This window comes from Mycobacterium cajalii (assembly GCF_045809005.2).
Taxonomy (GTDB): Bacteria; Actinomycetota; Actinomycetes; order Mycobacteriales; family Mycobacteriaceae; genus Mycobacterium.
In genome coordinates, this window is record NZ_CM141436.1 from 3,407,216 (window position 1) to 3,431,999 (window position 24,784).

Below are 24,784 nucleotides of genomic sequence, written 5' to 3' on the forward strand. Positions count from 1 at the left end.
TTTCGCTGGGGTGCGGGCGGGTACGGAGGTGTGTGATCTCAATGGCGGCCGTCCATCGCTGTCGCAGGCGGGTTTTTGAACAGAGCCGGGTCGGCGAACATTTGCTGATCGGCCACGGTGACGCCTTCGGGCACATCGCCTTCCCGCGTTATGACCATCGGCGTCTTGTACACCGACCCCTGGTCGCCGCAGTTGCCGGCGACCACGGTGTCGGTCAGGAAGCCCCGGAGCGTTCCGTCGGGCTGGGGCTCCCACGACCAACTCAGCGTGTCGGTGTCGCTGGCCGTTCCGTCGGCGCCGGGAGGGCGCGGCGCCGGCGACTCGAGACGAGGCATGTCCTGCCAATGGCCGTCGACGAAATGAAGGACCTCCGCGGCGCCGGTCGCTTCGTAGTGGTTGATGTCGGACAACCGGGCGCCGGTGGCAACGCATCCCGTGGCCGTGCACACGGACCGAAATGCCCACCAATGCGTGGTTTTGGGGTTGCCGGTGGCGGGGGCACCATTGACGGTCTGGTTCGCATCGTCGTAGTCCAGCCGATAACGGCCATCGAGAACCGGGCCCGCCACGGCCGGCGCCGGGGTGCTCGCCGGGCGCGGCCCGGCAACGCCGGGATCGGCCACCGCGACACCCGGCGGCACTTCGCCGGTCCGCGTCGCTGCCACCGGAACCTCCAGGACGGAGCCTTGAAGGCTGCATTCATTGGTGAGAATGGTGCCGGTCAGCACGCCCCGCAACGTGCCGTCCTGCTGCGGCACCCACGACGACGTCCACTCCTCGGTGTCCTGCCCCGCTACGACTTTTCCCTGCGCGCCCAAGCACAGCCGCCGCTGCACCCGGCGACGCTCCACCGAGCCCCGCCAACTCCCATCCACCAGCTGGAAGTTGTTGGGGGGCTTGACATCGTGATCTATGCTGTCGGCGTGCGTCTGCGGCGTCCGGTGATCGTGGTCGTCCAACTGCGTGCCAGTGGCGACGCAACCCCGGGACGTGCATGAGGAACGAAACGCCCACCAGCTGGTGCGTCTGGCCTGCGGGTACGGTGCGCCGTTGGCCGTCTGCTTTGCATAGTCCCAGTCCAGGCGATAGGTGCCGTCGAGTACCGCGCTGGGCCGGCCGGGATCGGGGGCGGCGTGGTCCGTCTCGATGGCATAACCGGTGGTGCCGGCGGCGGTGAGCGCCGTAACGGCGGCCGCCGCCCCGAGGACGACGCGGTGTCGCTTGCGCCACCGAAGGGTTCCGGCGTCGGGGCGGTCCGCCTGCGGTGGCGTGCTGCCGGGCGGCCTGCTCGCCACAGGTGCCGGGCGGGTCGAGGCCGACGCGGTCGCATGGGCGCCGGAATCTACTGCCGCGGTGAAGGCTCGCGCAAAATCGGCGCACCGCGCGAATCGATCGGCAGGGTCTTTCGCCAACGCCATGTCGAGCACCGGATCGAACGCCGACAGCTCGGGACGCGACTCTGCCAATGTCGGCGGTGGCGCCGTCAGGTGGCGACTGATCACGACAGCCGGGTTGGTTTGCGGGAACAACGGTGAACCGGTCAGCAGATGGTAGGCCGTGGCGGCGAGGGCGTACTGATCGGCGCGCCCGTCGATCGGGTCGTCCACAAGCTGTTCCGGCGCGGCATACGGAACGGTGCCTATCGTCATGCTGGTAGCGGTAAGACCACTGATGTCACCGATCTTGCGAGCTATCCCGAAGTCCCCCAGCAGGATTCGTCGGTCATCATGTTCGGGATAGGTGAGCAGGATGTTCGCGGGCTTGATGTCGCGGTGCAGTAGACCGTTCTGATGCACGTAGTCCAGCGCGCTGGCGATCGCAGTGACGATCGTGGCAACCTCGTCTGCCGGCATACCGACCGGATAGCGGTCCTCCAGCAGGTTCGCCGCGGACTTCCCGTCGGCGAAGTCCATCGAGATCCACAGCTGGCCGTCGCACTCCCCCCGGTCGTTGATGCGCACGATGTTGGTCTGCCAGAGGGCCGCAGCCAGGTCGGCCTCCCTGATGAAGCGCCGGCGGTAGTCGTCGTCGCCTGAGATGTCGCTGTTCAGGATTTTGAGTGCCTCTCGCCGGGGTAGCCGGGGATGCTGGGCGAGGTAGACCTCACCCATCCCGCCGGCCCCCAGCAGTCGCAGGATGGTATAGCCAGCAAACCCTGCTCCGCTCTCCAATGGCATACCAAAAGCGTACCGTCGCCGTTCCCTCGAGCGACTTGGCGATCATCCTCCGTGCGAACAAATATCCGGTTCGCGAAAATTAATTTTGCGATCGGCTAAATTGGCAACACTTAGGTGAGGCGCGTGAAATAGCGGCACATTTACTCGTGATGAGAAACGCGGGACGCGGCCCGTCCCGCGGCCGATGACACCGCCGGCGCACCCACCGTCCCGGTCAACCCCAAGACAGGACACCGCGCTCACGATCGGTGCCCGTCACCTCGGCGCACCGAACCGTGCGCCTCTGGGCGCTATGGCGCCGACCTGCATGCCGCCGTCGGCGGCTTTGGACCAGGCCACCGCGCCATACTCGCCATTACTCTTACTTTGCAGTGTTTTTGGCTACTTCGGGAACGTCTCGGCTCCCGGTCACGGCGACCCGTGCGCCCGCGACGCGTGCGGGTGATGCCCGGTGAAGCGGCGGGCCGGACGAGCCGGTTCGCGGCGCCGACGACCACGTCGACACCGAGCCCCGACAGCGGGCGACCTCATAGGCGAACGCCGGCGCCGCCGACATTCCGACGCACTCACGGATGCTCGCGACTCAGCTCGCACCCGCGGGGTGGACCGACTTCCGCACCGGCAGGGAAAGCCGCACAGTGCTGCTGAATACCGCATACAAACGTCCCATTTACGGGAAAAGACTCATTCGCCTGTCCGCCAAATGCCGGGTTGCGAATACGCCGCCGTTGTTGCGACCATCGCGCGTCGCTATTGCATACAGCAAATTTTCACCGCGTGCGCGGGATACGAGTCGCCTCCCGGGACCTCCTGGCCGCGCCGGCGTTGGCGCACCAGCACCCCGCGCTGGACCCCGCCGTCGCCCGCGTCGGGGCTACGCCGGAACCGCGAGCCCCCGGTGCGCGGCAAGCGGCCGGTCTCACCACATTGAGCGATGAGAGCTTAGGTGGCGGCCGACCATCCCGGTGGTGCCGGGCAACCGGCGGAACGGCACCGAAAAATCCGCTCAGCGCAACCCCGTTGGCCCGAACGTGATCTGGCGCTCATTGCCGGCACGTCCGCCAAGCCGCCACGATGCGTGACGGTCGGTGCGGTATATTCACCCCCATGCGAGTCCAGAAAGCGGCTCTTTTGACGTGTCGACTGCGTGGGAGTGATCTGGTCGCGTGAGAAGCGGAAAAATCGCATCGCAAACGCCGGAAATCCTCTCTCGGAAGTCGCCTTAGGCGACATTGTCGCCGACCGGGCCGCGAGGATTCGTTGGTTGTGTACGTGTTGATCTGAACCTTATCGGGGGCTGTGAATGGCCAGGAGGCTTCTGCTCCGCCGTTGGCACCGCAACATGGAGGTGCGTGACGACGCCGAGTACGTGAGCAGCATCGCAACGTTGTCCGAGGGATCGGTGCGGCGGAACTTCAACCCCTATACCGACATCGACTGGGATGCCCCGGAGTTCGCGGTCATCGACAACGATCCCCGGTGGATACTCCCGGCTACCGATCCCCTTGGTCGCCACCCCTGGTACCAGGCGCAGTCCGAGGAACGCAAGATCAAGATCGGCATGTGGCGCCAGGCCAACGTCGCCAAGGTGGGCACCCATTTCGAGTCCGTCCTGATCCGCGGCCTGCTGAACTACGCTTTCTGGCTGCCCAACGGCTCCCCGGAATACCGCTATTGCCTGCACGAATCCGTCGAAGAGGGCAACCACACCCTGATGCTGCAGGAGATGGTCAACCGCGTCGACGCCGGCGTTCCGGGCATGCCACGCATCCTGCGCTGGATCTCGCCGCTGGTCCCCCTGGCCGCCGGCCCGCTGCCGGTGGCGTTCTTCATCGGGGTGCTCGCCGGCGAGGAACCACTGGACCACACCCAGAAGGATGTGCTGCGCGAGGGCAAGGCGCTGCATCCGATCATGGAGCGGGTGATGGCCATCCACGTGGCCGAGGAAGCGCGGCACATCTCCTTCGCGCACGAATTCTTGCGTAAGCGGTTACCGCAGCTGCCCAAATGGCAGCGTGTCTGGCTCTCGTTGTATTTCCCGTTGATCATGCGCTTGTTGTGCCACGCGATTGTGGTGCCGCCGGAGGCGTTTTGGCGGGAGTTCGATATTCCGCCCGAAGTAAAACGGGACCTGTTCTTCGGGTCACCGGAATCGCAGAAATTATTGCGGGACCTGTTCGCCGATATGCGGGCGCTGGCATACGACACCGGGATGATGAATCCGCTTTCCCACATGCTGTGGCGGGCGTGCGGGATCGACGGCGAGCCCTCGCGCTACCGCGGAGAGCCACAACGCCGGCGATCGAGCACCCCGCCCGACGACGATACGGCGCCGATGTCCGGCGACGACCCGCACGCAACATCTTCCAGGCATCGCGGCGCGCTGGCCTGACGCGACCCGGGACGCGCAGTTCCTGGTCGACCGCGCTCCCCCGCCCGTCAGGCGGCGTCGTGAAAAATCAAGCCGAGCGTGTAGCGCTGCCCCGAGCGGACCACGGACACCCCGTGACGCACGTGGACGGCCGACCATCCCCGCGTCGAACGGACCGGTCGCTCCCGGGTGGTGAAGACATAGCCGTGCCCCCGCGGCAGCGTGCTGGCCGTGCCACGCGACTGCGCCCGCGGCCGCTGCTCGACCAGCAGGAACTCGCCGCCGGTATGGGTCACGTCCGGTGCACTCAGATTGATGACGACCTGCAGCGGGAAGGCGAGATCCCCATAGAGGTCTCGGTGCAGGGCATTCCAGTCGCCCGGACCGTACTTGAGCAGTAGAGCCGTCGGTTTGGTCTGGCCGGCCCGGTGGCACAGGTCCAGCCATTCGTCGAGGGTGTCGGGCCAGGGGGCCTCCCGGCCCAGCTTGGCCCACCAGTCGCGGGCGATCGCCAACAACCGGGGGTAGAGCGCGTGTTTCAGTTCGTCGATGGGATGCGGACAGGGCCGGTCGAAGTAGCGGTACTCCCCTCGTCCGTAGCGATGGCGCGCCATGTCGACGGTGGCGCGAAACAAGCGGTCGTCGGCGTAGAGGGCGATGACTGCTGCACACTCGGTGGGAGTGAGCAGTTCGGACGTCAGCGCGCCGCCGAATTCGTTCATGTCGGCGGTGACGGCCTGCCAGTCCGCGCCGTCGACGCGCCGGCGCGACGTCGTTGCCATCAGGACGGTCTCCCGGGGTATGACACTTCACCGAGCCTGTAAATGCGCAGACGAAGTGCGAGTGCGAAGCTGCAAATCTACAGGCTCGGCGCAGGAACGCACGCCCGCTCACTCACCCGGCGACGACCAGTGCACCACCTTCACGGCCGTCATCTCGTCGAGCAGCTCGGGGCCGAAGCCGAAGCCGCTGCCGCTGGCCCGGCGCGGCTCGGATGCCCCGCCGGGGGCCCCGCCGAAGACGTCGTTGATCTTCACGGTGCCCACCGGCAGGCTGCGCCACGCCTCTTGCGCGTGCTTCATGTCGCCGGTCAGCACGGTCGCGGCCGGGCCGTAACGGTCGTCGGCCGCCTCCGCCAGCGCGGCCGCGAAGTCGGGCACCGTGCGCACCGGCGCCACCGGACCGAACGTTTCCTCGCGCATCACCGCCATGTCCGGTGTGCACCCGGTCAGCACCGTCGGTGGATAGAACGAGCCAGGACCGGGCCGCGGCTCGCCGCCGACCACCACGCGCGCCCCGCGCCGCGCCGCGTCCTGGACATGACCGTGCACCTGCTTGCGGTGGCGTTCGTCGACCAACGGCCCGATGCGATCGGCCCAGGCCACCGCCTCAGCGGCCAGCGCGTCGACGAACGCGTCGGCATCCGAACCCACGACATAGATCCGCTCCACCGCCACGCAGATCTGTCCCGCGTCGGCGAAGGCGCCGCGCGCGGCCTGGCCGGCCGCCCACACCGGGTCGACGTCGTCGTCGACGATCAACGCATCGTTTCCGCCGTTTTCCAGCAGCGCCTTGGCGCCGCGCTGCGCACACGCCTGCGCGATGGCGCGGCCGGTGGCGCTGCTGCCCACGTGGGCGACGACGTCGACGCCTTCCGTGGCCGCCAGCCGGGCACCGACCGTTCCGTCACCGTCGACGATCTGCAGCACCCCGCGGGCAGCCGCGCGGCGAGCAGCTCCGCGAACCGCCGGCCCGTCTGCGGACAGCGCTCGCTGGGCTTGTGGACGACGGTGTTGCCCGCCACCAGCGCCGCGCCCAGCAATCCGGCGGCCACCGCGACGGGATCGTTCCATGGCGTCAGCACCGCCACCACGCCGCGCGGCTGCGGAATCATCAGATCGGTCGCCGACCATCCACCCTGCAGGGCGCGTCCCCGGTGCAACGGTCCCAGCTCGGCGTACTGCAACAGGGTTCCCGCCCCGGCGTCCACGCCGCCCCGCGCGTCGCCGCGCAGCTTTCCCGTCTCCCGCTCGTTGAGTTCGGCGAGCTCGTCGCCGACAGCGCGCACGTCGGCGGCCGCGGCCGCCACGGCCGCCGCCCGCTTCGCGGGCGGGGTGCGAGCCCAGCCCGGGGCCGCCGCCGCGGCGAGCGCGAGCGCGGCATCGCATGCCGATGGCTCGGCGATGGGCACCTGTGTCACGAAGTCGCCGGTGCGGGGATCAAGAACGCTGATGACGTTTGTCATAGTCGACGACACACCGCGGGATACCCTTGCCGCACCCCACCCAACCAGCCGGTTCGAAGCCGTTCCGGAACGGCCCGGTCACTTTTCGCATCCTGTATGGTCATGCTGGCCTGTCGGCGCGCGGGAATCGAGGGCACCCATGGTGAGCGGATCCACTGACAAGGCCTTCACGACACGGCACGCCGTGGACCCCGGCCTACGCACCGCCGCGCGGTTCCTGCCCCGCGGATACGCGCTGCACCGCGGGTACAAGCTGCAGCGAAAGGTCATGGCGGCCCTGGGTAACGCCGGCCGGTTGCGCGACACGCCGGTCGCCGCCGTCAACGAGCACGTCACCGTTCGCCTGCACCGCCCGGCCGGGCTGCCCGACCGGGCACCCGCGCTGTTGTGGATCCACGGGGGCGGCACCATCATGGGGGTCGCCGCCCAGGACGACAAGTATCTCCGCAAGCTGTGCCGGCGCAGCGGGATCGCGGCGGCGGCCGTCGAACACCGGCTGGCGCCCGAGCATCCCTACCCCACGCCGGTCGAGGACTGCTATGCGGCCCTGCTGTGGCTGGCGCGCCAGCCGTGGGTGGACCCGGATCGGGTCGCCGTCGGGGGCGCCAGTGCCGGTGCGCATTTCGCGGCGGCAGTGGCCCAGCGCGCCCATGATCGGGGCGACGTCGAGCTGGCCTTCCAGATGCTGGTGTATCCGATGCTCGACGATCGCACCGGCGCCAGAGGCGATGGCCCCAAACGCATCATGTGGGCCGAGAGCGACAACCAGCTGGCGTGGCGCTGGTACCTCGACGGCGCGGATCCGCTCGAGGCGGTGCCGGGTCGGCGGAAAGACCTGTCCGGGCTCGCCCCGGCCTGGATCGGGGTCGGCACGTTGGACCTCTTCTACGCCGAGTGCGTGGAGTATGCCCAGCGGCTTCGCGACGCGGGTGTCCCCGTGCACGAGGAGATCGCGCCGGGCGGCTTCCATGCGTTCGACCAGATCGCGGACACGGCCCCCATTTCGGTGAACTTTCTCGACAGCCAGTGCGCCCACCTGAGCGCTGCGCTGGCGGCCCCGCATCGCTGACACCGGCCGGCTCGGCATGCGATCCGTCACGTTGTGACTGCATAGTTTGCAGTTTGTGCAACTATTGGGTGCTATGGCCAATCAGATCGGACTCCGCGAGCGCCGGCGTCGCCAGACCAGCATGGACATCCGGGACGCCGTCGTGCGCCTGGCCAGCGAACGCAGCTTCGACCGGGTCACGATCGACGAGATCTGCGTCGAGGCCGGCATCTCCTCGCGCACCTTCTTCAACTACTTCCCCAACAAAGAATCCGCGATCGCCTACGGCCCCTCAGACATCCCCCCGGAACTCGTCGCCGAATTCGTCGCGTCCGGACCCGCCCCCTACTCGGTGGTGCTGGCGGAACTGATCACCCTGGCGGCCCACCACCTTCGCGACGCGCCGCCCAAGCGCGAGCAGGCGGTGTGCATGTTGCAGCTCGCCAAAACCACCCCCGCGGTGCTGGCCGCCTTCCTCGCCGACCTGGAGCGCTTCCAAACCCACCTGACCGACATCGTCGCGCGACGACAGGGAATGCGGCCCGACGACGAGGTCCCCGCGATGATCTCCGCCCTGGCATTGACGGCCGTGCGCTCGGGCATCGAGCGCTGGTCCGACGGCAAGCCCGAGGATGCCGACGACACGCCGATGCCCTACGTGGAGCGTGCCGCCGCCCTGGTCCACAGCATCTTCACGAAGTGACGCAAAACACCGCCACCGAACTTGCATAGTCTGCAAAATATGCACAACATGTACTAAGCTCTGATCGCGGTGACGCGAAGCGGCCCGGGGGCGTGGATGCATCGCAGCATCTGACGATCGCCTGCGAATCCCCCTGTAGCACAAGCGATCAGCGCTGACCCCGTTCTCGCCCGCGGGGCAACCCGACGACGTCCACACCACCGTTGCGCGACGAGGAAGGAAAGCACCCGGGTGCAGATATCGAAGGTCGTACGCAACGCGTGGCTACCGCTGTTGATCACGGCGGTGGTCTTAGTCGGTGGCTTCACCGTGGCGCGCGTCAAGTCGTTCTTCGGGGAGAACAACACGGGCGTCATGATCAGCCCCCGGCGCGACGAATCCACACCGTTCAAGCCCAAAGTCGTCAAATACGAGGTCTTCGGCTCGGCCCCGCGCGCCAACGTGAACTATCTCGACCTCAGCGCCGACCCGCAGCGGGTCGACGGCGCACCGCTGCCGTGGACGCTGGTGCTGTCCACGACCGCGCCGTCGGTCTTCCCGAACATTTCGGCCCAAAGCGACGGTGACCAACTCGGTTGCCGCATCACCATCGACGACGAAGTCAAGGACGAGAACATGACCACCGGTGTGCATGCCCTGACCTTCTGCCTGGTGAAGTCGGCATGAGCAGACACCTCGACGACACCGCTCCGATCGCCACCGTCAAAGAGCGGCCCGCGATCCCCCGCCTCATCCGAAAGTTCGCCGTACCCGTCATCCTCGCCTGGATCGCGCTCATCGCGGTGCTCAACGTCGTCGTCCCCCAGCTGGACGAGGTCGGCAAGATGCGCTCGGTGTCGATGGCGCCCGACGATGCGCAATCGGTCATAGCGACAAAACGCATGGGCGCGGTGTTTCACGAGTACAAGTCCAACAGCTCGGCGATGATCGTGCTGGAGGGCCAACAGCCGCTCGGTGACGCCGCCCACGCCTACTACGACGAGATCGTCAAGAAGCTCGACGCCGACACCAAACACGTTGAGCACGTGCAGGACTTCTGGAGCGATCCCCTGACCGGGGCGGGCGCGCAGAGCAACGACGGCAAGGCCGCCTACGTGCAGGTCTACCTGGCCGGCAACCAGGGCGAAGCCCTGGCCAACGAGTCGGTCGAAGCGGTCCAGCGCATCGTCAAAAGTGTGCCCCCACCCAAAGGGGTGAAGGCCTACGTCACCGGGCCCGGGGCGCTGTCGGCGGACCAGCACGAGGCCGGCGACCGCAGCCTGCAACTCATCACGGCGGCGACCTTCACGGTGATCATCGCCATGCTGCTGCTGGTCTACCGGTCGGTCGTCACGGTGTTGCTCACCTTGTTGATGGTGGTGTTCGAGCTTTCCGCCGCCCGGGGAATGGTCGCCTTCCTGGGCTACTACAACATCATCGGGCTCTCCACCTTCGCCACGAACCTGTTGGTCACGCTGGCGATCGCGGCCGCCACCGACTATGCGATCTTCTTGATCGGCCGATATCAGGAGGCCCGGTCGGTCGGCGAATCCCGGGAAGACGCCTACTACACCATGTACGAGGGCACCGCCCACGTGGTACTCGGGTCGGGCCTGACCATCGCCGGCGCCACGTTCTGCCTGCACTTCACCAACCTGCCGTACTTCCAGACGCTGGGCATCCCGTTGGCGATCGGCATGGTGGTGGTCGTCGCGGCGGCGCTGACGCTCGGTCCTGCCGCCATCTCGTTGGCGTCACGCTTTCGTAAGACACTGGAACCCAAGCGGGCGCAACGGATTCGCGGATGGCGCAAGGTCGGCGCTCTCGTCGTGCGGTGGCCCGGACCCATCCTGGTGATGACGATCATGGTCGCACTGGTCGGCCTGCTCACCCTGCCCGGCTACCGCACCAACTACAACGACCGCAACTACCTGCCGGCGGACCTGCCCGCCAACGAGGGCTACTCCGCCGCGGATCGGCACTTCTCCAAGGCGCGGATGAATCCGGAAATGCTGATGATCGAAAGCGACCACGATCTGCGCAACTCCGCGGACTTCCTGGTCATCGACAAGATCGCCAAGGCGGTCTTCCGGGTCCCCGGAATCAGTCGCGTGCAGGCCATCACCCGGCCGGAGGGCACGCCGATCGAGCACACCTCGATCCCGTTCCAGATCAGCATGCAGGGCGTCGCCCAGCAGATGAACCAGAAGTACCAGCAAGACCAGATGGCCGACATGCTCCATCAGGCCGACATGATGCAGACGACCATCAACGACATGACCAAGATGCAGAGCATCACCACGCAGATGGCCGACAACATGCACGTCATGGTCAAAAAGATGCACGACATGACCATGGACGTGGCCCAATTGCGGGACAACATGGCCGATTTCGAGGACTTCTTCCGGCCCATCCGCAGCTACTTCTATTGGGAGAAGCACTGCTACGACATCCCGGTGTGCTATTCGCTGCGGTCCGTGTTCGACGCCCTCGACGGTATCGACACGATGACCGACGACATCCAGAGCCTGCTGCCCGTCATGGATCGCCTCGACGCACTGATGCCCCAGATGGTGGCGCTGATGCCCGGGATGATCGAGAACATGAAGGCCATGAAAACGACGATGCTGACCATGTATTCGACGCAGAAAGGGCTGCAGGATCAGCAGAACGAGGCGCAGAAGAACGCCAGCGCCATGGGTAAGGCGTTCGACGCGTCCAAGAACGACGACTCGTTCTATCTGCCGCCGGAGACGTTCAACAATGCCGAGTTCAAGAAGGGCATGAAGAACTTCATCTCCCCCGACGGCCATGCCGTGCGCTTCATCGTCAGCCACGACGGCGATCCGATGTCGGCCCAGGGCATCGCGCACATCGACGCGATCAAGAAGGCCGCCTACGAGGCAGTCAAAGGCACGCCGCTGGAGGGCTCGAAGATCTATCTCGGCGGGACCGCGGCAATGTACAAAGACCTCAGGGACGGCAACACCTACGACCTGTTGATCGCCGGAATCGCCTCGCTGTGCCTGATTTTCATCATCATGCTGATCATCACGCGCGGCGTCGTGGCCTCGGCGGTCATCGTGGGCACCGTCCTGCTGTCGCTGGGCGCGTCCTTCGGGCTCTCGGTGCTGATCTGGCAACACCTCATCGGCATCGAACTGCACTGGATGGTGCTCGCGATGTCGGTCATCATCCTGCTCGCCGTGGGCGCCGACTACAACCTGCTGCTGGTGGCGCGGTTCAAGGAGGAGATCTACGCCGGTTTGAACACCGGCATCATCCGGTCGATGGGCGGCACCGGGTCGGTCGTCACCTCGGCGGGGCTGGTGTTCGCCTTCACGATGATGACGATGGCGGTCAGCGAGCTGACCGTGATCGGCCAGGTCGGCACCACCATCGGCCTCGGCCTGCTCTTCGACACCCTGATCGTCAGGTCGCTGATGACCCCGGCGATCGCCGCGCTGCTGGGCAAGTGGTTCTGGTGGCCGCAGCGGGTCCGGCAGCGGCCCAAGCCTTCTCCGTGGCCCAAGCCGGCCCCGGCCCAGCAGCCCGAGTTCGCTTCGACCCTGCGCTGACGCGCGAGGCTACGTCACCCACTCCGGTTGCTCGCCGATGTCGGCCGCGGAGAAGTCCTTGTGGCCCAACCCTGCCGTGGTGCCGCCGTCCACGACGAACTCCGAACCGGTCGAATAGCTGGACTCGTCGCTGGCGAGATAGACCACCAGGTGGGAGACCTCTCTGGGGTCGGCGGCGCGCCCCAGCGCGGTCTGGAAGAGATCGTCGGGAACCCACTCGGTCATGGGCGTCTTGATGAGCCCGGGATGGATCGAGTTCACCCGGATCCCGCTCGGGCCCAGCTCCAGCGCCGCCGATTTGGTCAGCCCGCGGACGGCGAATTTGGTTGCGGTGTAACCGTGGCAGGCGATGGTGCCGGCCATCCCCTCGATGGAGGAGATGTTGATGATCGAGCCGCGTCCGGCTTCCTTCATGGGTTTGACCACCGCGCGGATGCCGAGGAAGACCCCGGTCAGGTTGATGTCGAGGATCCGCTGCCACTCGGAGAGCTCATAGTCCTCCAGGGTGCCGATGTTGATGATGCCGGCGTTGTTCACCAGCACGTCGACCCCGCCGAACTCGACCAGCGTGGTGGCGACCGCCGCCTCCCACTGCTCGGGTTTGGTGACGTCGAGGTGCACATAGCGGGCGGCGTCACCGACTTCGGCGGCCACCGCCTTGCCTTCGTCGTCGAGGATGTCGCCGAAGACCACCTTGGCGCCCTCCCCGACCAGCATCCGCACGTGCGAGGCCCCCATCCCCCGCGCGCCGCCGCTGACGAGCGCCACCTTTCCCGCCAACCGATCCGCCACCGCGTGTCTCCCGTCGTGTCGCAGGGTCGTAAGCACCATACAGATGCGTGCAGATGTATGACCAGAGGGTGAGGGCTTTCACCGGGACTTTCGGCCCTCGCGATCGGCGCCCCGACGCCGAAGCATGGATGCCAACCTCAAACTCAGATCCTGGCGAGGAACCCACATGCCTGATTCAGAAGACCGTGAACGCGACGTCTCCGCGTCGGGCAGCAGTCCGCGCGGGTCCGCACCGTGCTACCTGCCGAATGTGATCGCGGCGATCGCCGCGAGCGTGGGCATCCTGGTCGGCAGCGTGGGTCCCTGGGCGAGCCGCGCCTGGATCGCCGCGAACGGTGCCACAGCCGGCATCTGGTGGCAGGGACAAACCACCTTCGCCCTCGCGGCCGTTGCCGGCGTGGCGTTGTTCACCCTGCTGCACCGCGTGCGGACCGGGTCCGGCACGCGGTGGCTGCTCGCACTGGCATGGCTCGCCCCGGCCGCCGGGCTGGTGTGTCTGCTGATCGCGATGGTCAACATCGTCAACGTGACATCGGCCGCCGGCCAACTGGTCGGCCTCCACGTCGGTTGGGGCTTGTGGCTGGTCGCCATCTCCGCTGTGGTGCTGTGCGCCGTGGCATCCGTGGCCGCCGCACAGGTCGGTGCGGTGACCAGCGGTTCCCGGGCAGGGGTCCACACGGCGATCGCGATCTCGGTGCTGATCTTGCTCGGCGTCGCCCTCTACGTCCCGATCCGATGGGCCGCGGTCAGCCCGCATCCCGGGCGGGACCCGCAACCGCCGATCGGCGCGCCGGTGCCGGCGCTCTCACCGCAGTCGCCGCCATCGACGACGATTCCGGCCACCGTCGCGCCCCAATCGCCCGAAATCGCCGAGGTGCAGCAGATGTGGCTGACCGCCCTGCAGAAGCATCACCCGGTCCAGGACTTCCTGGCCGCCGTGCAGGCGGCCGGCGTCACCGGGCTGGAACCGGCGCTGTTGAACAACGGTTACCGGGTGTGCGGGGAACTCTGGAATGGCGGCGTGGACGGTGTCCAGGCGGCCAAGGACCTGCAGAGGCGCTATCCGGCACTGACCCTCAAACAAGCGGCTCAATTCGTTCTCGCCGCGGCTGAGAACCTGTGCCCGACAAGTGCCTACGCCGGTGTGTACAACTGGTGGGAATCCGGCGGCGGTGCCGGTGCCGGCGGGGGCGGTGGCGCCGCCGGCGGCGGAGGCGGATGACCGCTGAACTGCTACGAACTCACCAGGTCGAAAATCGCCACGAAAGCCATGTCTCGTCACTGGAAAAGCACGCCGCGGTAGGAGCCGAGGGGCCAGACGTTGCCCTCCGGATCGCTTAGGCCGAACGTGCGTGAGCCGACATCGGTATCGTGCAGCTCAGCCGCAAGGCCGAGTGGCCAGATGATCGCAGGTGCCTCGACACGGCGATTGCCAGGAGCGCATACAGCACCGAAAAGCGCTGGAATGCAAGGCTATCCAGCGTCGCTGCCGAAGACCGACCAGCACACCCGAGACCGAGAAAGTGCGCCACTCCCTCGTCGATGGTCAGTTGGTCGATGTCGGCGACAAACCCACGCTGGTGTCACACTCGATGTCATCGGTGTTACACTCGACTATGCCTACGGCCCGTCCGCGCCACGCCATCACGGAAACCGATGAGATCACCGCCGCGCTTGCGGTAGCACGCAAAGTGTGGCCAGACCTCGCTGACAAGCCGGGCGCACTGCTGCGTCGCCTCATTCTGACCGGCCGTAACAGCCTCGTCCACGACTTCGCCGCCACGGAGCAGGCCCGCCACCAGGCCATTGACGCAACCAGCGGCGCGTTGGCTGGAGTCTTCGGGGCCGGTTATCTGGCCGATCTGCGAGAGGACTGGCCAGAGTGATCCTGTTGGATGCCAGCGTCTTGATCGGGCACTTTGAACCCGCCGACGCGCACCACGCCCAGGCGACGGCACTGCTGACCGCCCACCTGGCGGATACGTTCGCGGCCAGCGTCATCACCCTTGCCGAGGTATATGCCGGTGCCGCACGGGCCGGTCAAGCGCGGCGCCTCAACGAGCTTCTCGAGCAATTGGGCATCGAGGAGTTGAGCCTTCCCGGGGGCGCGGCGCCGCGTTTGGGTGAGCTTCGCGCGGCAACCAATCTGAAGATGCCTGACTGCTGCGTCCTCTACACCGCTGAGCACCACGGCGCGGCGATCGCCACGTTTGACGACAAGCTGGCCGCCCGGGCGGGCGAGGTTGGGATCGCGGTGGTCACCGATGACAGCCGGTAGATGTCACAAGAATCCACCCCGGAATCCCCTGCTCACTTTTCGACCGGAACCGACCTCGGGATTCATTCGGGGAACATTCTTGTGGCGGCGAATCAGTTCGGCCGCGCTGACGCCGCGCGGCGAGCTTTGTGCTGCAGGCTTTTCCAGGGCTGCGCACCAGCGCGCCGACCGCGACACCAGCGTCGAGCAGCGCTGAAGAGATCGCTGCCATCGCGTCCTTTTTGCTGTCCCGCGACGCGTCCTACATCACCGGCACAACGATCGACGCCTCCGGCGGCCGTACCTAGGTGGCTGGTGTTTTTCGCGTGGCGTTGACCGGGTAATCGGGTGCGGTCGGCGAGAATGGTTGGGTGAGTTTGGGTTTGACGCCGAAACAGGCGGATTTGTGGCGGTCGACGGTGGATTTCTGCGAGGGCCGGGTGGCGCCGGACTCGATTTACAGCGTGCTGCACCGGGAGTGCTTCAACTTGTTCGGCGATGAAATGTTCGCCGACTTGTTCACCGATGTCGGCCGGCGCAGCGTGCCGCCGATGATTGTGGCGGTGGTGATGGTGTTGCAGCGCATCGAGGGGCTTTCGGATCGGGAGGCGGTGGATCGGTTCGCGTTCGACGCGCGGTGGAAGTATGCCGCGGGCGGGCTGGACTTCGATTATCCGGGGTTTGTGCACACCGTGTTGGTGGACATGCGCGCGAGGCTGGCCCGCTCGGATCGCCCGGACCGGATCTTTGAGGTCACCCTGCAAGCGGCCAAGGCGGCCGGGCTGGTGGGCCGTAAGCGGGTGCTGGACTCGACCCCGCTGTATGACGCGGTGGCCACCATGGACACGGTCACATTGATCCGCTCGGCGATCCGGGGACTGCTGGCGGTCGCCGGCGCGGAGCTGCAACCCGCGCTGCGGGCGCGGCTGTCCCGCGACGACGACTACGTCAGCGCCGGCAAACCGGTGTGTGACTACGACGACGTGGCGGCGCGCGAGGCGCTGGTGGACGCGCTGGCCCGCGACGCGTCTGCGCTGCTGGCCTGCCTGGATGAGCAGGCGCTGAAGCCCGAGGTGGACAAGGCGGCCAAACTGTTGGCCACCGTGGTCGGCCAGGACCTCGACCAAGACGCCGCCGACGGGATATTCCGCATCGCGCGCCGTGTGGCCGCCGATCGGGTGATCTCCACGGTGGACCCGCAGGCACGCCACGGCCACAAGACCTCCGCGCGGGGTTTCGACGGATACAAGGGTCACATCGCGATCGACCCCGACGCCGAGATCATCACCGCCACCGAAGTCACCGCCGGCAACGCCGGCGACGCCCAACCCGCCACCGACCTGCTGGCCGGCGACCTACCCACTCCGGTGACCAGCGACACCAACACCGCCGACGGAGATTGCGTTGATCCTCAGGACGACTCGAGCCTCGGTGCAAGTGCTGGCACGACGACCGCGGCCAGCGCGGTCGGTGATGGTGATGGCGACGGGAGCGCCCCCAGCGTGTGCGGAGCCCAAGACCAGCGATGCCCGGCGGTTTACGGCGACGCCGCCTACGGTGCGGGCAAACTGCTGGCCGTGTTGGAAACCGCGGGCGCGGAAATCTTCACCAAGGTGCAGCCACCGACCGCGCCGGGTGGCCGCTACGCCAAGGACCGCTTCGTCATCGACCTCGACGTCGGCACGGTCACCTGCCCGGGCGCGGTGACCGTGCCGATCCGCCCGGCCAAGGGCGGCGGCGGCAACGCGGTGTTCGGCCCGGCTTGCGCCTGCTGCCCACTGGCCGAGCAGTGCACCAGCTCAACCGCCGGGCGCACCATCGCGATCAGCCGCTACGAGGCCGAACTCACCCGTGCTCGCACCACCCAAGCAGATCCGGGCTGGGTCGCCGACTACAAGGCCACCCGGCCGAAAGTGGAACGCAAGATCGGCCACCTGATGCGCCGCCGCCACGGCGGCCGCCGTGCGCGCGTGCGCGGCACCACCAAGGTCGCCGCCGATTTCTCCCTGCTGGCCGCCGCGATCAACCTCGCACGCCTGGGTGTGCTCGGATTACACCGGGAAGGCGCAAACTGGGCCGCCGCCACGACCTGAGGCCGGTCGGCGATGCCAACCGGCCCACCAGGACCGCCTGTAGACCAGCCAAGCAACGGAATCGCCAATCCCGACAACCGAATTCACCTGAGCTAGGAACCGCTCACGACCACACGAGCATCGCCCAATAGCCCGACCGGTCAACCAGCGCCCCCACAATGGCCGTTCGACACCAGCCACCTAGGACACTCCCTTGGCGCCCCGACGCGCGCCGCCGTTCGTTCGAAGTCCCCGCACGAACGTCACAATGTGCCGCCGTGCGGCGGAGGGCCAGTCGGCAGTAGCCGGCAGCGGGCTCGCGATCAGCGTGCCGCACACCGCAATATCGGAAGCGTCGACGTCGTCGCGAATAGAGCCGTCGGCCTGGCCCTGCGCGAGGAACTTCGTGATCGCTCCCAGGACCTGCCTGCGCGCCTGGATCGCGGCGTCATCACGAAGCTGCTCAGCGCCTCGTAACGGCATCGCCACCAGTTGATCGGCGAGATTCAGGCATTCGAGCAAATACGATTCGATGGCCTCGGCGCCGGTCAGTCCGTCGGCCGCGATCCGGGCGAGAGTTGCGAGAAGCAGCTCGTAGCCACGCCGCTGAAGCTCCCCCAGCAACGCTGCCCGATCCGCGAAACCCCGATAGAAGGTGCCCACCCCGACACCGGCAGCGTCGGCGATGTCGGTGAGTGGCACGTTATGTCCGCGGCTTGCCATCAATTCGGCGGCGGTGCGCAGAATCTTCTCGCGGTTCTCCAACGCGTCTCGGCGCACGGCCCGGTCTCGACTCCGCTCGGGGCTGGCAGGCATCGGTCGAGTGTCACACACCGATCGCTGACCTACGGGTTGACGTCGCGGACCGTTTGGACAATGCTTCATAGCGGAATAATACTTCCGCTAATACCGGTCCGGAGGGGGAAGGCGCGGCGTGGGCGATTTCAATCAGGCACAAATCGAGGAGTTTCGCGCCAACCGCGGACGGCTCGGCGGAGCGTTCGAGGGAGCACCGGTGCTCCTGCTGCACAGCATCGGTGCTCGCAGCGGACACGAGCGCGTGAACCCGGTGATGTACATGGCCGACGGCGATCGCTATCTCGTATTCGCCTCAGCCGCAGGCGCGGACAACAATCCGGCCTGGTACTGGAACCTGCGGGCGCATCCCGATGCGGAAATCGAAATAGGCGACGACCGTCTCGACGTGCACGCCGTCGAACTAACCGGTGCAGAACGCGACGCCAAGTACGCCTTACAGGCGGAGAAATTCCCGGGATTCGCGGACTACCAACGCAGGACAACCCGCACCATCCCGGTCGTGGCCCTGTTGCCTCGCTCCAGTCCCTCGTGAACACAGTCGTAGCGGCGCTACGAACTCAACTGCACGACAACGTGTTCGAGTACGGCGATGACGAGTACGCCGTAGCGACGAGCCCCGACAATTGCAGCTTCTCTCAGCACCCGCGCGCGGTCGTGCGGCCGTCGTCGCCTGACCAGCTTGCGCGGACGGTCAAGTGCGCGGCGGCCTTCGGTGCCACCATCGTGGTGCAGTCCACCGGCCACGGAGCGGGACGTCCGATCATTGGCGACAAGATACTGCTCGACACCTCTGCCATGAACGCCGTGGCCATCAATCCGAGCACGCGCACCGCTCAGGTCGGCGCCGGCGCGAGGTGGCGGGTTGTGCAGGAATCGACCTGGCAGCACGGTTTGTTGGGTTTGAGCGGGACGTCACCGACCGTGGGTGTACCCGGGTACATCTTCGGCGGCGGCGTGGGATGGCTCACCAGGAAACACGGCCTCGCGTCGGCGGCGTTGCGCTCGGTGGACTACGTCGACGGCACCGGCCAGCTGCGGCACGCGTCCGAGGACGCGAGCGATCCCGTCGATCGTGAAGCGCTGTGGGCGTTTCGCGGCGGCGGGGGCATCGGAATCGCCACCTCCGTGGAGATCGACCTGTTCCCCATCGCCGACTTGTGGACGGGCTACCTCCTCTGGCCGGCTGCCGCGTTGCCCGACGTCGCCGACGCGTGGACCCGAGCACTCGAGTCGGTTACCGAGTCGGTGACCAGCTCCCTGTCGCTATTGCACCCGCCGCCCGTAGGGCCATTCCCCGAGGAACTGCTCGGCGCGCCCGTCGTCCACCTCTCCTATGCCTCGCCAGACGGGCGAGGCGGGCTGGATGCGATGCGTGACGCGCTACATCGCGCCGCCACGCCGATCGTGGACACCACCGGGCCCGGCGACACCGCATCGCTGTCAGCGATACACCTCGACCCACCGTCGGCCGTTCCCGGCCGCGGGACCGGTCGATGGCTGAGCGCAGCCGCGGCCGGCGTCATCGAGGCGATGTTCGACGCGGCGAGGGTCGGCAAGCCCGACGGATTGAACATGATCGAATTGCGCCACACGGCAACCCAAGTCACCGGAGTTGACGGCGCATTGGCCACCGTGCCCGCACCGTTTCTTCTGCACGCCGTCGCGGCGGCCGCCGATGACGGGGCCCGGATCCACGCTGACATGACTCTCCGCCAGTTGGAAACCGCGAGCCACGCCGCGGCGATCGGTCGGTCGGCGCCATCGTTTTGCGATGGACAACCCGAGATTGCCGACGCATTTTCGCCCGCTGAAGTCGCACGACTCCAAGAAGTGCGAGCCAGCCTCGACCCAGCTCACCTATTTGCGGTGCAACGGAATTCAACAATCTAGCGCGGCAACGCAGATGAAGTAAGATTCCCGCTTTCTCCGACCGCGCTGCTCGTGATGAAGCCGAGGGGCGCCTCGTCAAGCGGCGCGACGTCACCGGACCTTCAAACGATCAATGCCGAGATATGCAAGCAATGCCATCAATTCGTTATCGCAGTGCCTCAAGCAAAGGCGACCCTTGATCAGCTCGATTTGTCAGGGCCGCCGCCCAGGCTCCGGTTTCGCACGGGACCTCTTTACGTGGCCGGAGCCAACGGCAGTGACGCGTACGTCGAGGAAATGGTGCAAATGTACATTAAACCGAAGTTACTGCGGGTTTTGAGGTGGTTTGGTGGCTTGACATGCGGTATTGGGCTGTTTGACATTTTGAATGTAGTCAAAATACTGGTGTGTCGCACCTGGTAAGTGGACCGTGATCAGCTATATTGCTGATTATGTCGCGCGGTAGTGGGAAAGTTCACGTAGTCAAAGTTCGGCGGTCTCATGTGAATAAGCAAGGCCAGCAGCGTGATTACGAATCGGTGTATCTACGCCGCACGTTCCGTGACGGCGCTAAGGTCCGCAACGAGACGGTGGCCAACCTGTCGATGTTGCCCGCAGAGACGATTGCCGCGATCGAGGCCACCTTGAAAGGCCAAACACTGGTGGCGGCGGGCTCGGAGTTCGACACCGTCCGTAGCTTGCCGCATGGGGATGTGGCGGCGGTGGCGGCGATGGCGGCCAAGGTGGGTATGTCCGCCCTGCTGGGTCCGGCATGCCGGTCACGGGATCTGGTGTTGGGGTTGATCATCTCCCGGGTGGTTCGGCCGGCGTCCAAGCTGGACACTGTGTCGTGGTGGGCTGACACCACCTTGGGTGCTGATCTGGGTATCGCTGGCGCGTCCACCGACGAGATCTACGCCGCGATGGACTGGCTGGTCGGGCGCCAAGACGGGATCGAAAAGAAATTGGCCGCCAAACACCTTGACCCGCGCGTCAACCCCTCGAAGATGGCGTTGTTCGACCTGTCGAGCACGTGGATGACCGGCAGCCACTGCGAGCTGGCGGCACGCGGGTATTCCCGGGACGGCAAAAAAGGGTTGCCGCAGATCAACTTCGGGGTGCTCGGTGACCGGGAGGGCCGTCCGGTGGCGGTGCGGGTGTTCCCCGGCAACACCGCTGACCCCACAGCGTTCACCAAGATCGTGGCCGATCTGCAAGACACGTTCAAACTCGATGATCTGGTGATGGTCGGTGATCGGGGCATGATCACCACCGCCCGCATCAACGCCCTGCGTGAACTCAACGAAGCGGGTGCGAGTTTCGGGTGGATCACCGCTTTGCGCAACCCGGCGATCGCCGCGCTGGCCGCCGACCAAGGACCCTTGCAGATGAGCCTGTTCGATCAGCAGGACCTGGTCGAGATCGCTCACCCCGACTATCCCGGTGAACGCCTGATCGCCTGCCGCAACCCGGCATTGGCTGACCAGCGTGCCCGCAAACGTACCCAGCTGTTGGCCGCGACCGAGAAACTGCTAGAACCCCTCACCAAGCGGGTGGCAGCCGGCCGGCTCGCCGGGGCCGCTGACATCGGCAAGGCGGTGGGCAAGGTGTTGGGAAAATACAAGATGGCCAAGCATTTCCACACCACCATCACCGACAGCGGTTTCACCTACCACCGCAACCAACACAACATCGATGCTGAAGCCGCCCTCGATGGCATCTACGTGATCCGCACCAGCGTCGACGCCACGGAACTGACCCCAGCCCAGGTGGTGGAATCCTACAAAAACCTGGCCAACATCGAACGTGACTTCCGCAGCATCAAAACCGACGACCTGCAAGTGCGCCCCATCCGCCACCGGCTGCAAGACCGCGTCAAAGCCCATCTGCTGATCTGCATGCTGGCCCGCTACCTGCTCTGGCACCTGCGTAAAGCCTGGGCGCCACTAACATTCACCGACGAAAACCCGCCGGTCCGGGACAATCCCGTAGCCCCCGCACAGCGCAGCACCGACGCCGCGGCTAAAGCCGCCACCAAACAAGACGCCCACGGCCACCCCTTACGGAGTTTCGCTGGCTTACTCCAACACCTCAAGACTTTGACCCGCAACAGGATCCGCTACCACAACACCGACATCGAGATCGACAAACTCGCCGACCCCACCCCCGAACAACGCCGCGCATTCGACCTCATCGAAGCCACCATCCCCCTCACCATCGCCGCATAGCCAGGTAGACAAACACCACACCACCAAACCCGCCAAAACCCCAGCTCAAACCAGGAAAACCCCTACCAAAGCAGCAGTAACTTCGGGTTAAATGACGGGTCGACCCCTGGATAGGAATACTCGCGACGGCGTCACACCCAACCCGGTTGCCGATCCCCCGCTACCCCGCCGGAGGCGGGCAACACGCCAGGGCCATTCATGGATAACCGCTGATATCCACGAGGAAGTACGGCGCCGAGGCGCACGTTCGAAGAATCGACCCCGGCGCGGGATGGGTAGCGAGCAAGCGATCACTCGGCGTCGGCCAGGAACCATTCCACCAGCTGCTACACCAGGTGATCAGGAACCCACCACGTCGAAAATCGCCGCGGCGGAGGTGGGCTCTTCTGCCGTAGTCGTGGGTCTGTGACCAGGGGGCTTGTGGCCCAACGCCGTGTCCTGCTTACGTTTTGGACTGTTATCGGGTTCAAGACGAAGGAGGGTGTACGGCGTTGGGTAAATCCAGGGTATTCGCGACGGTCCTCGGTGGCCAGGACATGGTCGTCGATGACGTGATGATCGAGACGGAGACTTCGCGCGGAAAACAGCCGGTGACCAGCGAGGTGCTGGTGTTTGAGGTGCGGCCCAAGGCGAACCAGGCCAGCCGGTGCTCGCGGTGCCGCAAACGCTGTGCGGGCTATGACGGCGGGGAGGGGATCAGGCGCTGGCGCACCCTGGATCTGGGGACGACGAAGGCCTATCTGCAGGCCGCAGCGCCGCGGGTAGCCTGCCCCGAGCATGGAGTGGTGGTGGCCCACCTGCCCTGGGCGCGGCCCGGGGCCCGTCACACCTGGGCGTTTGAGGACACAGCCGCGTGGTTGACCGCGCATGCCGCGATCAGTGTGGTCGCGGTGTTTTTGCGGGTGGCCTGGCGCACCATCGCCGCGATCGTGGGCCGGGTGGTCGCCGATGGCCGCGACACCAACGACCTGCTGGCCGGGTTGACCCGCATCGGCATCGACGAGATCGCCTACCGCAAAGGCCACCGCTATGTAACCTGCGTCATCGATCACACGACAGGCCGGCTGGTGTGGGCAGCCGAAGGCCGCAACCAGGACACCTTGGGCCGGTTTTTCGACCAGCTCGGCGCCCAACGTGCCGCGGCGTTGACTCACGTCAGCTGTGATGGGGCGGAATGGATTCACGCCGTGCTGCGGGACCGGGCCCCGGGTGCGGTGATCTGCCTGGATCCGTTTCATGTCGTGGCCTGGGCGCTCAAGGCCCTCGACAAGGTGCGGGTGCGTACCATGGCCCGCGCCGGTGTCCGCGACCGGCACGCGATGTGGGCGACCCGCAAGAACCCGGCCGATCTGACCGGTGAGCAACGCACCAGCCTCGCGTCGATCACGGCTACCAACGCCACGCTGTATCGGGCGTATCTGCTCAAAGAGCAACTCCGCGAAGTGTTTCGGGTCAAAGGCCGCGACGGCCATCGCCTGCTGGCCGGTTGGTTGTCCTGGGCGTCGCACTCGCGCATCCCGGAATTCGTTGCCGTAGCCCGCACCGTCCGCCGTCACAAGGAGCTCATCGGCAACACTCTCGACCACCAACTGTCGAATGCCCGCTCAGAGGCGACGAACACCCACCTGCGGGCATTGACCACGCGTGCGTACGGGTTTCACAGCCCTGAGGCGATGATCGGCATGGCCATGCTCACCCGCGGCGGCCTATGCCCCGCACTGCCCGGTCGAGCAGCATGAAACCAGACCCACAGAAACGTCAGGAGACCCCGGAGGTGACGGCCTTGTCGGCGTTCCCCTCGTCGTGCAGCAGCATGCGCACCCCGACGCGGCCGGGCCGGCCGGCATGCGCCGTGCCCTCGACGCGGAACGGACCCACCTTGCCGCGCGACATGAACATCACGTGCCAGCTGACCACCTGAACCTTGCGGGTGCCGGCGGCCTCGGCGGCGAGGTCGGTGGCCGCGGTTTCCAGGACGACGTGCTGGGGCCCGATGTGCAGGGCCGCGTCCGGAGAGGCGAGTTCGGCGCTGAGCGCGGGCAGCACCCAGTGGCCGTCGTCGCGCCGGCTGGCGCCGAAGGCCTGCCACAGCGGCGGCAGGTCGGGCGAGTCCTCGATCACCAGCTCGGTGCCCGAAACATCCATCCTGTCCAGGCCTTCGGGTGGGACACCGATGATGGCCCCCTGGCCCTCGTTGAACGCGAGGACCCGGTCGGGGTGGTCGGCGTCGACGATCGTGCAGCGTCCGTACCCCATGGTCCGGCCCTGGTGCACGATGCCCGATCCGACGATCTCGATCCTGCCGACGTCGTAGCCGGGGTCGACGATCTGCACCGAGGCGATCACGGGGTTGGGCACCGCGACCATGTCGGTCTGGCATCCCTCCGGTGAGGAGATCGCCAGCGGCGCCACCATGAGCCCGCCGGCCTCGTTGCGCATGTCGCGGCGGATGGTCACGGTGTCGTCGGGCTCGCCGAAATCCATCGACGAATGCTTGCGGCCGATGTAGCGGTAGCTCAGCAGACCCGTCCAGCGGCGGTACAGTTCGTCGCGGTAGGCCGCGGAGTCGCCGGCCAACTCCCGGATGTCGCGCAGTTGGTCGCTCAATCCCGGCCGCCTTTCCCCGATGTCGGGCTCCCGCACTGC

Annotated in this window: 18 protein-coding genes and 2 pseudogenes; 14 read left to right on the forward strand and 6 right to left on the reverse strand. The window is 66.4% G+C overall.

Going from position 1 to position 24,784, the window contains the following annotated elements; all coding sequences use genetic code 11:
• Positions 1-38: 38 nt before the first annotated feature.
• Complete coding sequence (locus ACJ512_RS16210; protein ID WP_407688925.1) at positions 39-2,177, reverse strand: serine/threonine-protein kinase; 2,139 nt, start codon at positions 2,175-2,177, stop codon at positions 39-41.
• Positions 2,178-3,480: 1,303 nt separating this feature from the next.
• Here ACJ512_RS16210 and ACJ512_RS16215 point away from each other — a divergent pair.
• A pseudogene (locus ACJ512_RS16215) lies at positions 3,481-4,494 on the forward strand (AurF N-oxygenase family protein); the annotation flags it as partial.
• 122 nt (positions 4,495-4,616) lie between these two features.
• Here the strand turns inward: ACJ512_RS16215 and ACJ512_RS16220 are convergent.
• Both ACJ512_RS16220 and ACJ512_RS16225 read right to left on the reverse strand, forming a co-directional pair.
• Positions 4,617-5,330 (reverse strand): 2OG-Fe(II) oxygenase, encoded by a 714-nt coding sequence (locus ACJ512_RS16220; protein ID WP_407688924.1) that lies wholly within the window; start codon positions 5,328-5,330, stop codon positions 4,617-4,619.
• 108 nt (positions 5,331-5,438) lie between these two features.
• Positions 5,439-6,793, reverse strand: a pseudogene (locus ACJ512_RS16225) (aldehyde dehydrogenase family protein).
• Between the two features lie 142 nt (positions 6,794-6,935).
• Between ACJ512_RS16225 and ACJ512_RS16230 the strand changes: the two are divergent.
• From ACJ512_RS16230 to ACJ512_RS16245, 4 genes are all read left to right on the forward strand, one after another.
• Positions 6,936-7,862, forward strand: a complete 927-nt coding sequence (locus tag ACJ512_RS16230; protein WP_407688923.1) for an alpha/beta hydrolase — start codon at positions 6,936-6,938, stop codon at positions 7,860-7,862.
• Positions 7,863-7,935: 73 nt separating this feature from the next.
• Positions 7,936-8,544, forward strand: coding sequence for a TetR family transcriptional regulator (locus tag ACJ512_RS16235; RefSeq protein ID WP_407688922.1), 609 nt, complete (start codon positions 7,936-7,938; stop codon positions 8,542-8,544).
• A gap of 231 nt (positions 8,545-8,775) precedes the next feature.
• The gene (locus tag ACJ512_RS16240) at positions 8,776-9,210 is read left to right on the forward strand and encodes an MmpS family transport accessory protein (protein ID WP_407688921.1); all 435 of its coding nucleotides are present in this window, start codon (positions 8,776-8,778) and stop codon (positions 9,208-9,210) included.
• Complete coding sequence (locus ACJ512_RS16245) at positions 9,207-12,101, forward strand: MMPL/RND family transporter (protein ID WP_407688920.1); 2,895 nt, start codon at positions 9,207-9,209, stop codon at positions 12,099-12,101. Before ACJ512_RS16240 ends, ACJ512_RS16245 begins: the two co-directional genes overlap by 4 nt.
• Before the next feature lie 9 nt (positions 12,102-12,110).
• Here ACJ512_RS16245 and ACJ512_RS16250 read toward each other — a convergent pair whose 3' ends face one another.
• Positions 12,111-12,893: an SDR family oxidoreductase gene (locus tag ACJ512_RS16250; RefSeq protein ID WP_407688919.1), complete on the reverse strand. Its 783-nt coding sequence runs from the start codon at positions 12,891-12,893 to the stop codon at positions 12,111-12,113.
• Between the two features lie 166 nt (positions 12,894-13,059).
• Here ACJ512_RS16250 and ACJ512_RS16255 point away from each other — a divergent pair, with 166 nt between their 5' ends.
• From ACJ512_RS16255 to ACJ512_RS16275, 5 genes are all read left to right on the forward strand, one after another.
• Positions 13,060-14,115 carry a DUF732 domain-containing protein gene (locus tag ACJ512_RS16255; protein ID WP_407688918.1) on the forward strand — a complete coding sequence of 352 codons (1,056 nt, stop codon included), beginning with the start codon at positions 13,060-13,062 and terminating at the stop codon, positions 14,113-14,115.
• A 301-nt stretch (positions 14,116-14,416) separates the two neighbouring features.
• Positions 14,417-14,779 (forward strand): hypothetical protein, encoded by a 363-nt coding sequence (locus ACJ512_RS16260; protein WP_407688917.1) that lies wholly within the window; start codon positions 14,417-14,419, stop codon positions 14,777-14,779.
• Positions 14,776-15,171, forward strand: a complete 396-nt coding sequence (locus ACJ512_RS16265) for a type II toxin-antitoxin system VapC family toxin (RefSeq protein WP_407688916.1) — start codon at positions 14,776-14,778, stop codon at positions 15,169-15,171. Before ACJ512_RS16260 ends, ACJ512_RS16265 begins: the two co-directional genes overlap by 4 nt.
• 128 nt (positions 15,172-15,299) lie before the next feature.
• Entirely contained in the window at positions 15,300-15,458 is a 159-nt protein-coding gene (locus tag ACJ512_RS16270) for an SDR family oxidoreductase (protein ID WP_461479763.1), read from the forward strand.
• Between the two features lie 63 nt (positions 15,459-15,521).
• The gene (locus ACJ512_RS16275) at positions 15,522-17,243 is read left to right on the forward strand and encodes a transposase (protein WP_407689781.1); all 1,722 of its coding nucleotides are present in this window, start codon (positions 15,522-15,524) and stop codon (positions 17,241-17,243) included.
• A gap of 180 nt (positions 17,244-17,423) precedes the next feature.
• On the opposite strand, the gene ACJ512_RS16280 is transcribed toward ACJ512_RS16275, so the two are convergent.
• Complete coding sequence (locus ACJ512_RS16280) at positions 17,424-18,038, reverse strand: TetR/AcrR family transcriptional regulator (RefSeq protein WP_461479764.1); 615 nt, start codon at positions 18,036-18,038, stop codon at positions 17,424-17,426.
• Positions 18,039-18,156: 118 nt separating this feature from the next.
• On the opposite strand from ACJ512_RS16280, the gene ACJ512_RS16285 reads away from it, so the two are divergent.
• The 4 genes from ACJ512_RS16285 to ACJ512_RS16300 all read left to right on the forward strand — a co-directional run bounded on the left by ACJ512_RS16285 (position 18,157) and on the right by ACJ512_RS16300 (position 23,877).
• The gene (locus ACJ512_RS16285) at positions 18,157-18,573 is read left to right on the forward strand and encodes a nitroreductase family deazaflavin-dependent oxidoreductase (protein WP_407689753.1); all 417 of its coding nucleotides are present in this window, start codon (positions 18,157-18,159) and stop codon (positions 18,571-18,573) included.
• The gene (locus ACJ512_RS16290; protein ID WP_407689754.1) at positions 18,570-19,931 is read left to right on the forward strand and encodes an FAD-binding oxidoreductase; all 1,362 of its coding nucleotides are present in this window, start codon (positions 18,570-18,572) and stop codon (positions 19,929-19,931) included. Before ACJ512_RS16285 ends, ACJ512_RS16290 begins: the two co-directional genes overlap by 4 nt.
• A gap of 431 nt (positions 19,932-20,362) precedes the next feature.
• Entirely contained in the window at positions 20,363-22,138 is a 1,776-nt protein-coding gene (locus tag ACJ512_RS16295) for an IS1634 family transposase (RefSeq protein ID WP_461479765.1), read from the forward strand.
• Between the two features lie 491 nt (positions 22,139-22,629).
• Positions 22,630-23,877 (forward strand): ISL3 family transposase, encoded by a 1,248-nt coding sequence (locus ACJ512_RS16300; RefSeq protein ID WP_407689820.1) that lies wholly within the window; start codon positions 22,630-22,632, stop codon positions 23,875-23,877.
• 19 nt (positions 23,878-23,896) lie between these two features.
• Here the strand turns inward: ACJ512_RS16300 and ACJ512_RS16305 are convergent, their stop codons facing one another.
• Positions 23,897-24,745: a hypothetical protein gene (locus tag ACJ512_RS16305; protein WP_461479766.1), complete on the reverse strand. Its 849-nt coding sequence runs from the start codon at positions 24,743-24,745 to the stop codon at positions 23,897-23,899.
• Between the last annotated feature and the right edge of the window lie 39 nt (positions 24,746-24,784).

Coding starts and splice junctions, on each gene's coding strand:
- ACJ512_RS16255 (WP_407688918.1), top strand. CDS start 13,060: ATGCCTGATTCAGAAGACCGTGAACGCGACGTCTCCGCGTCGGGCAGC.
- ACJ512_RS16245 (WP_407688920.1), top strand. CDS start 9,207: ATGAGCAGACACCTCGACGACACCGCTCCGATCGCCACCGTCAAAGAG.
- ACJ512_RS16280 (WP_461479764.1), bottom strand. CDS start 18,038: ATGCCTGCCAGCCCCGAGCGGAGTCGAGACCGGGCCGTGCGCCGAGAC.
- ACJ512_RS16220 (WP_407688924.1), bottom strand. CDS start 5,330: ATGGCAACGACGTCGCGCCGGCGCGTCGACGGCGCGGACTGGCAGGCC.
- ACJ512_RS16295 (WP_461479765.1), top strand. CDS start 20,363: ATGTCGCGCGGTAGTGGGAAAGTTCACGTAGTCAAAGTTCGGCGGTCT.
- ACJ512_RS16210 (WP_407688925.1), bottom strand. CDS start 2,177: ATGCCATTGGAGAGCGGAGCAGGGTTTGCTGGCTATACCATCCTGCGA.
- ACJ512_RS16235 (WP_407688922.1), top strand. CDS start 7,936: ATGGCCAATCAGATCGGACTCCGCGAGCGCCGGCGTCGCCAGACCAGC.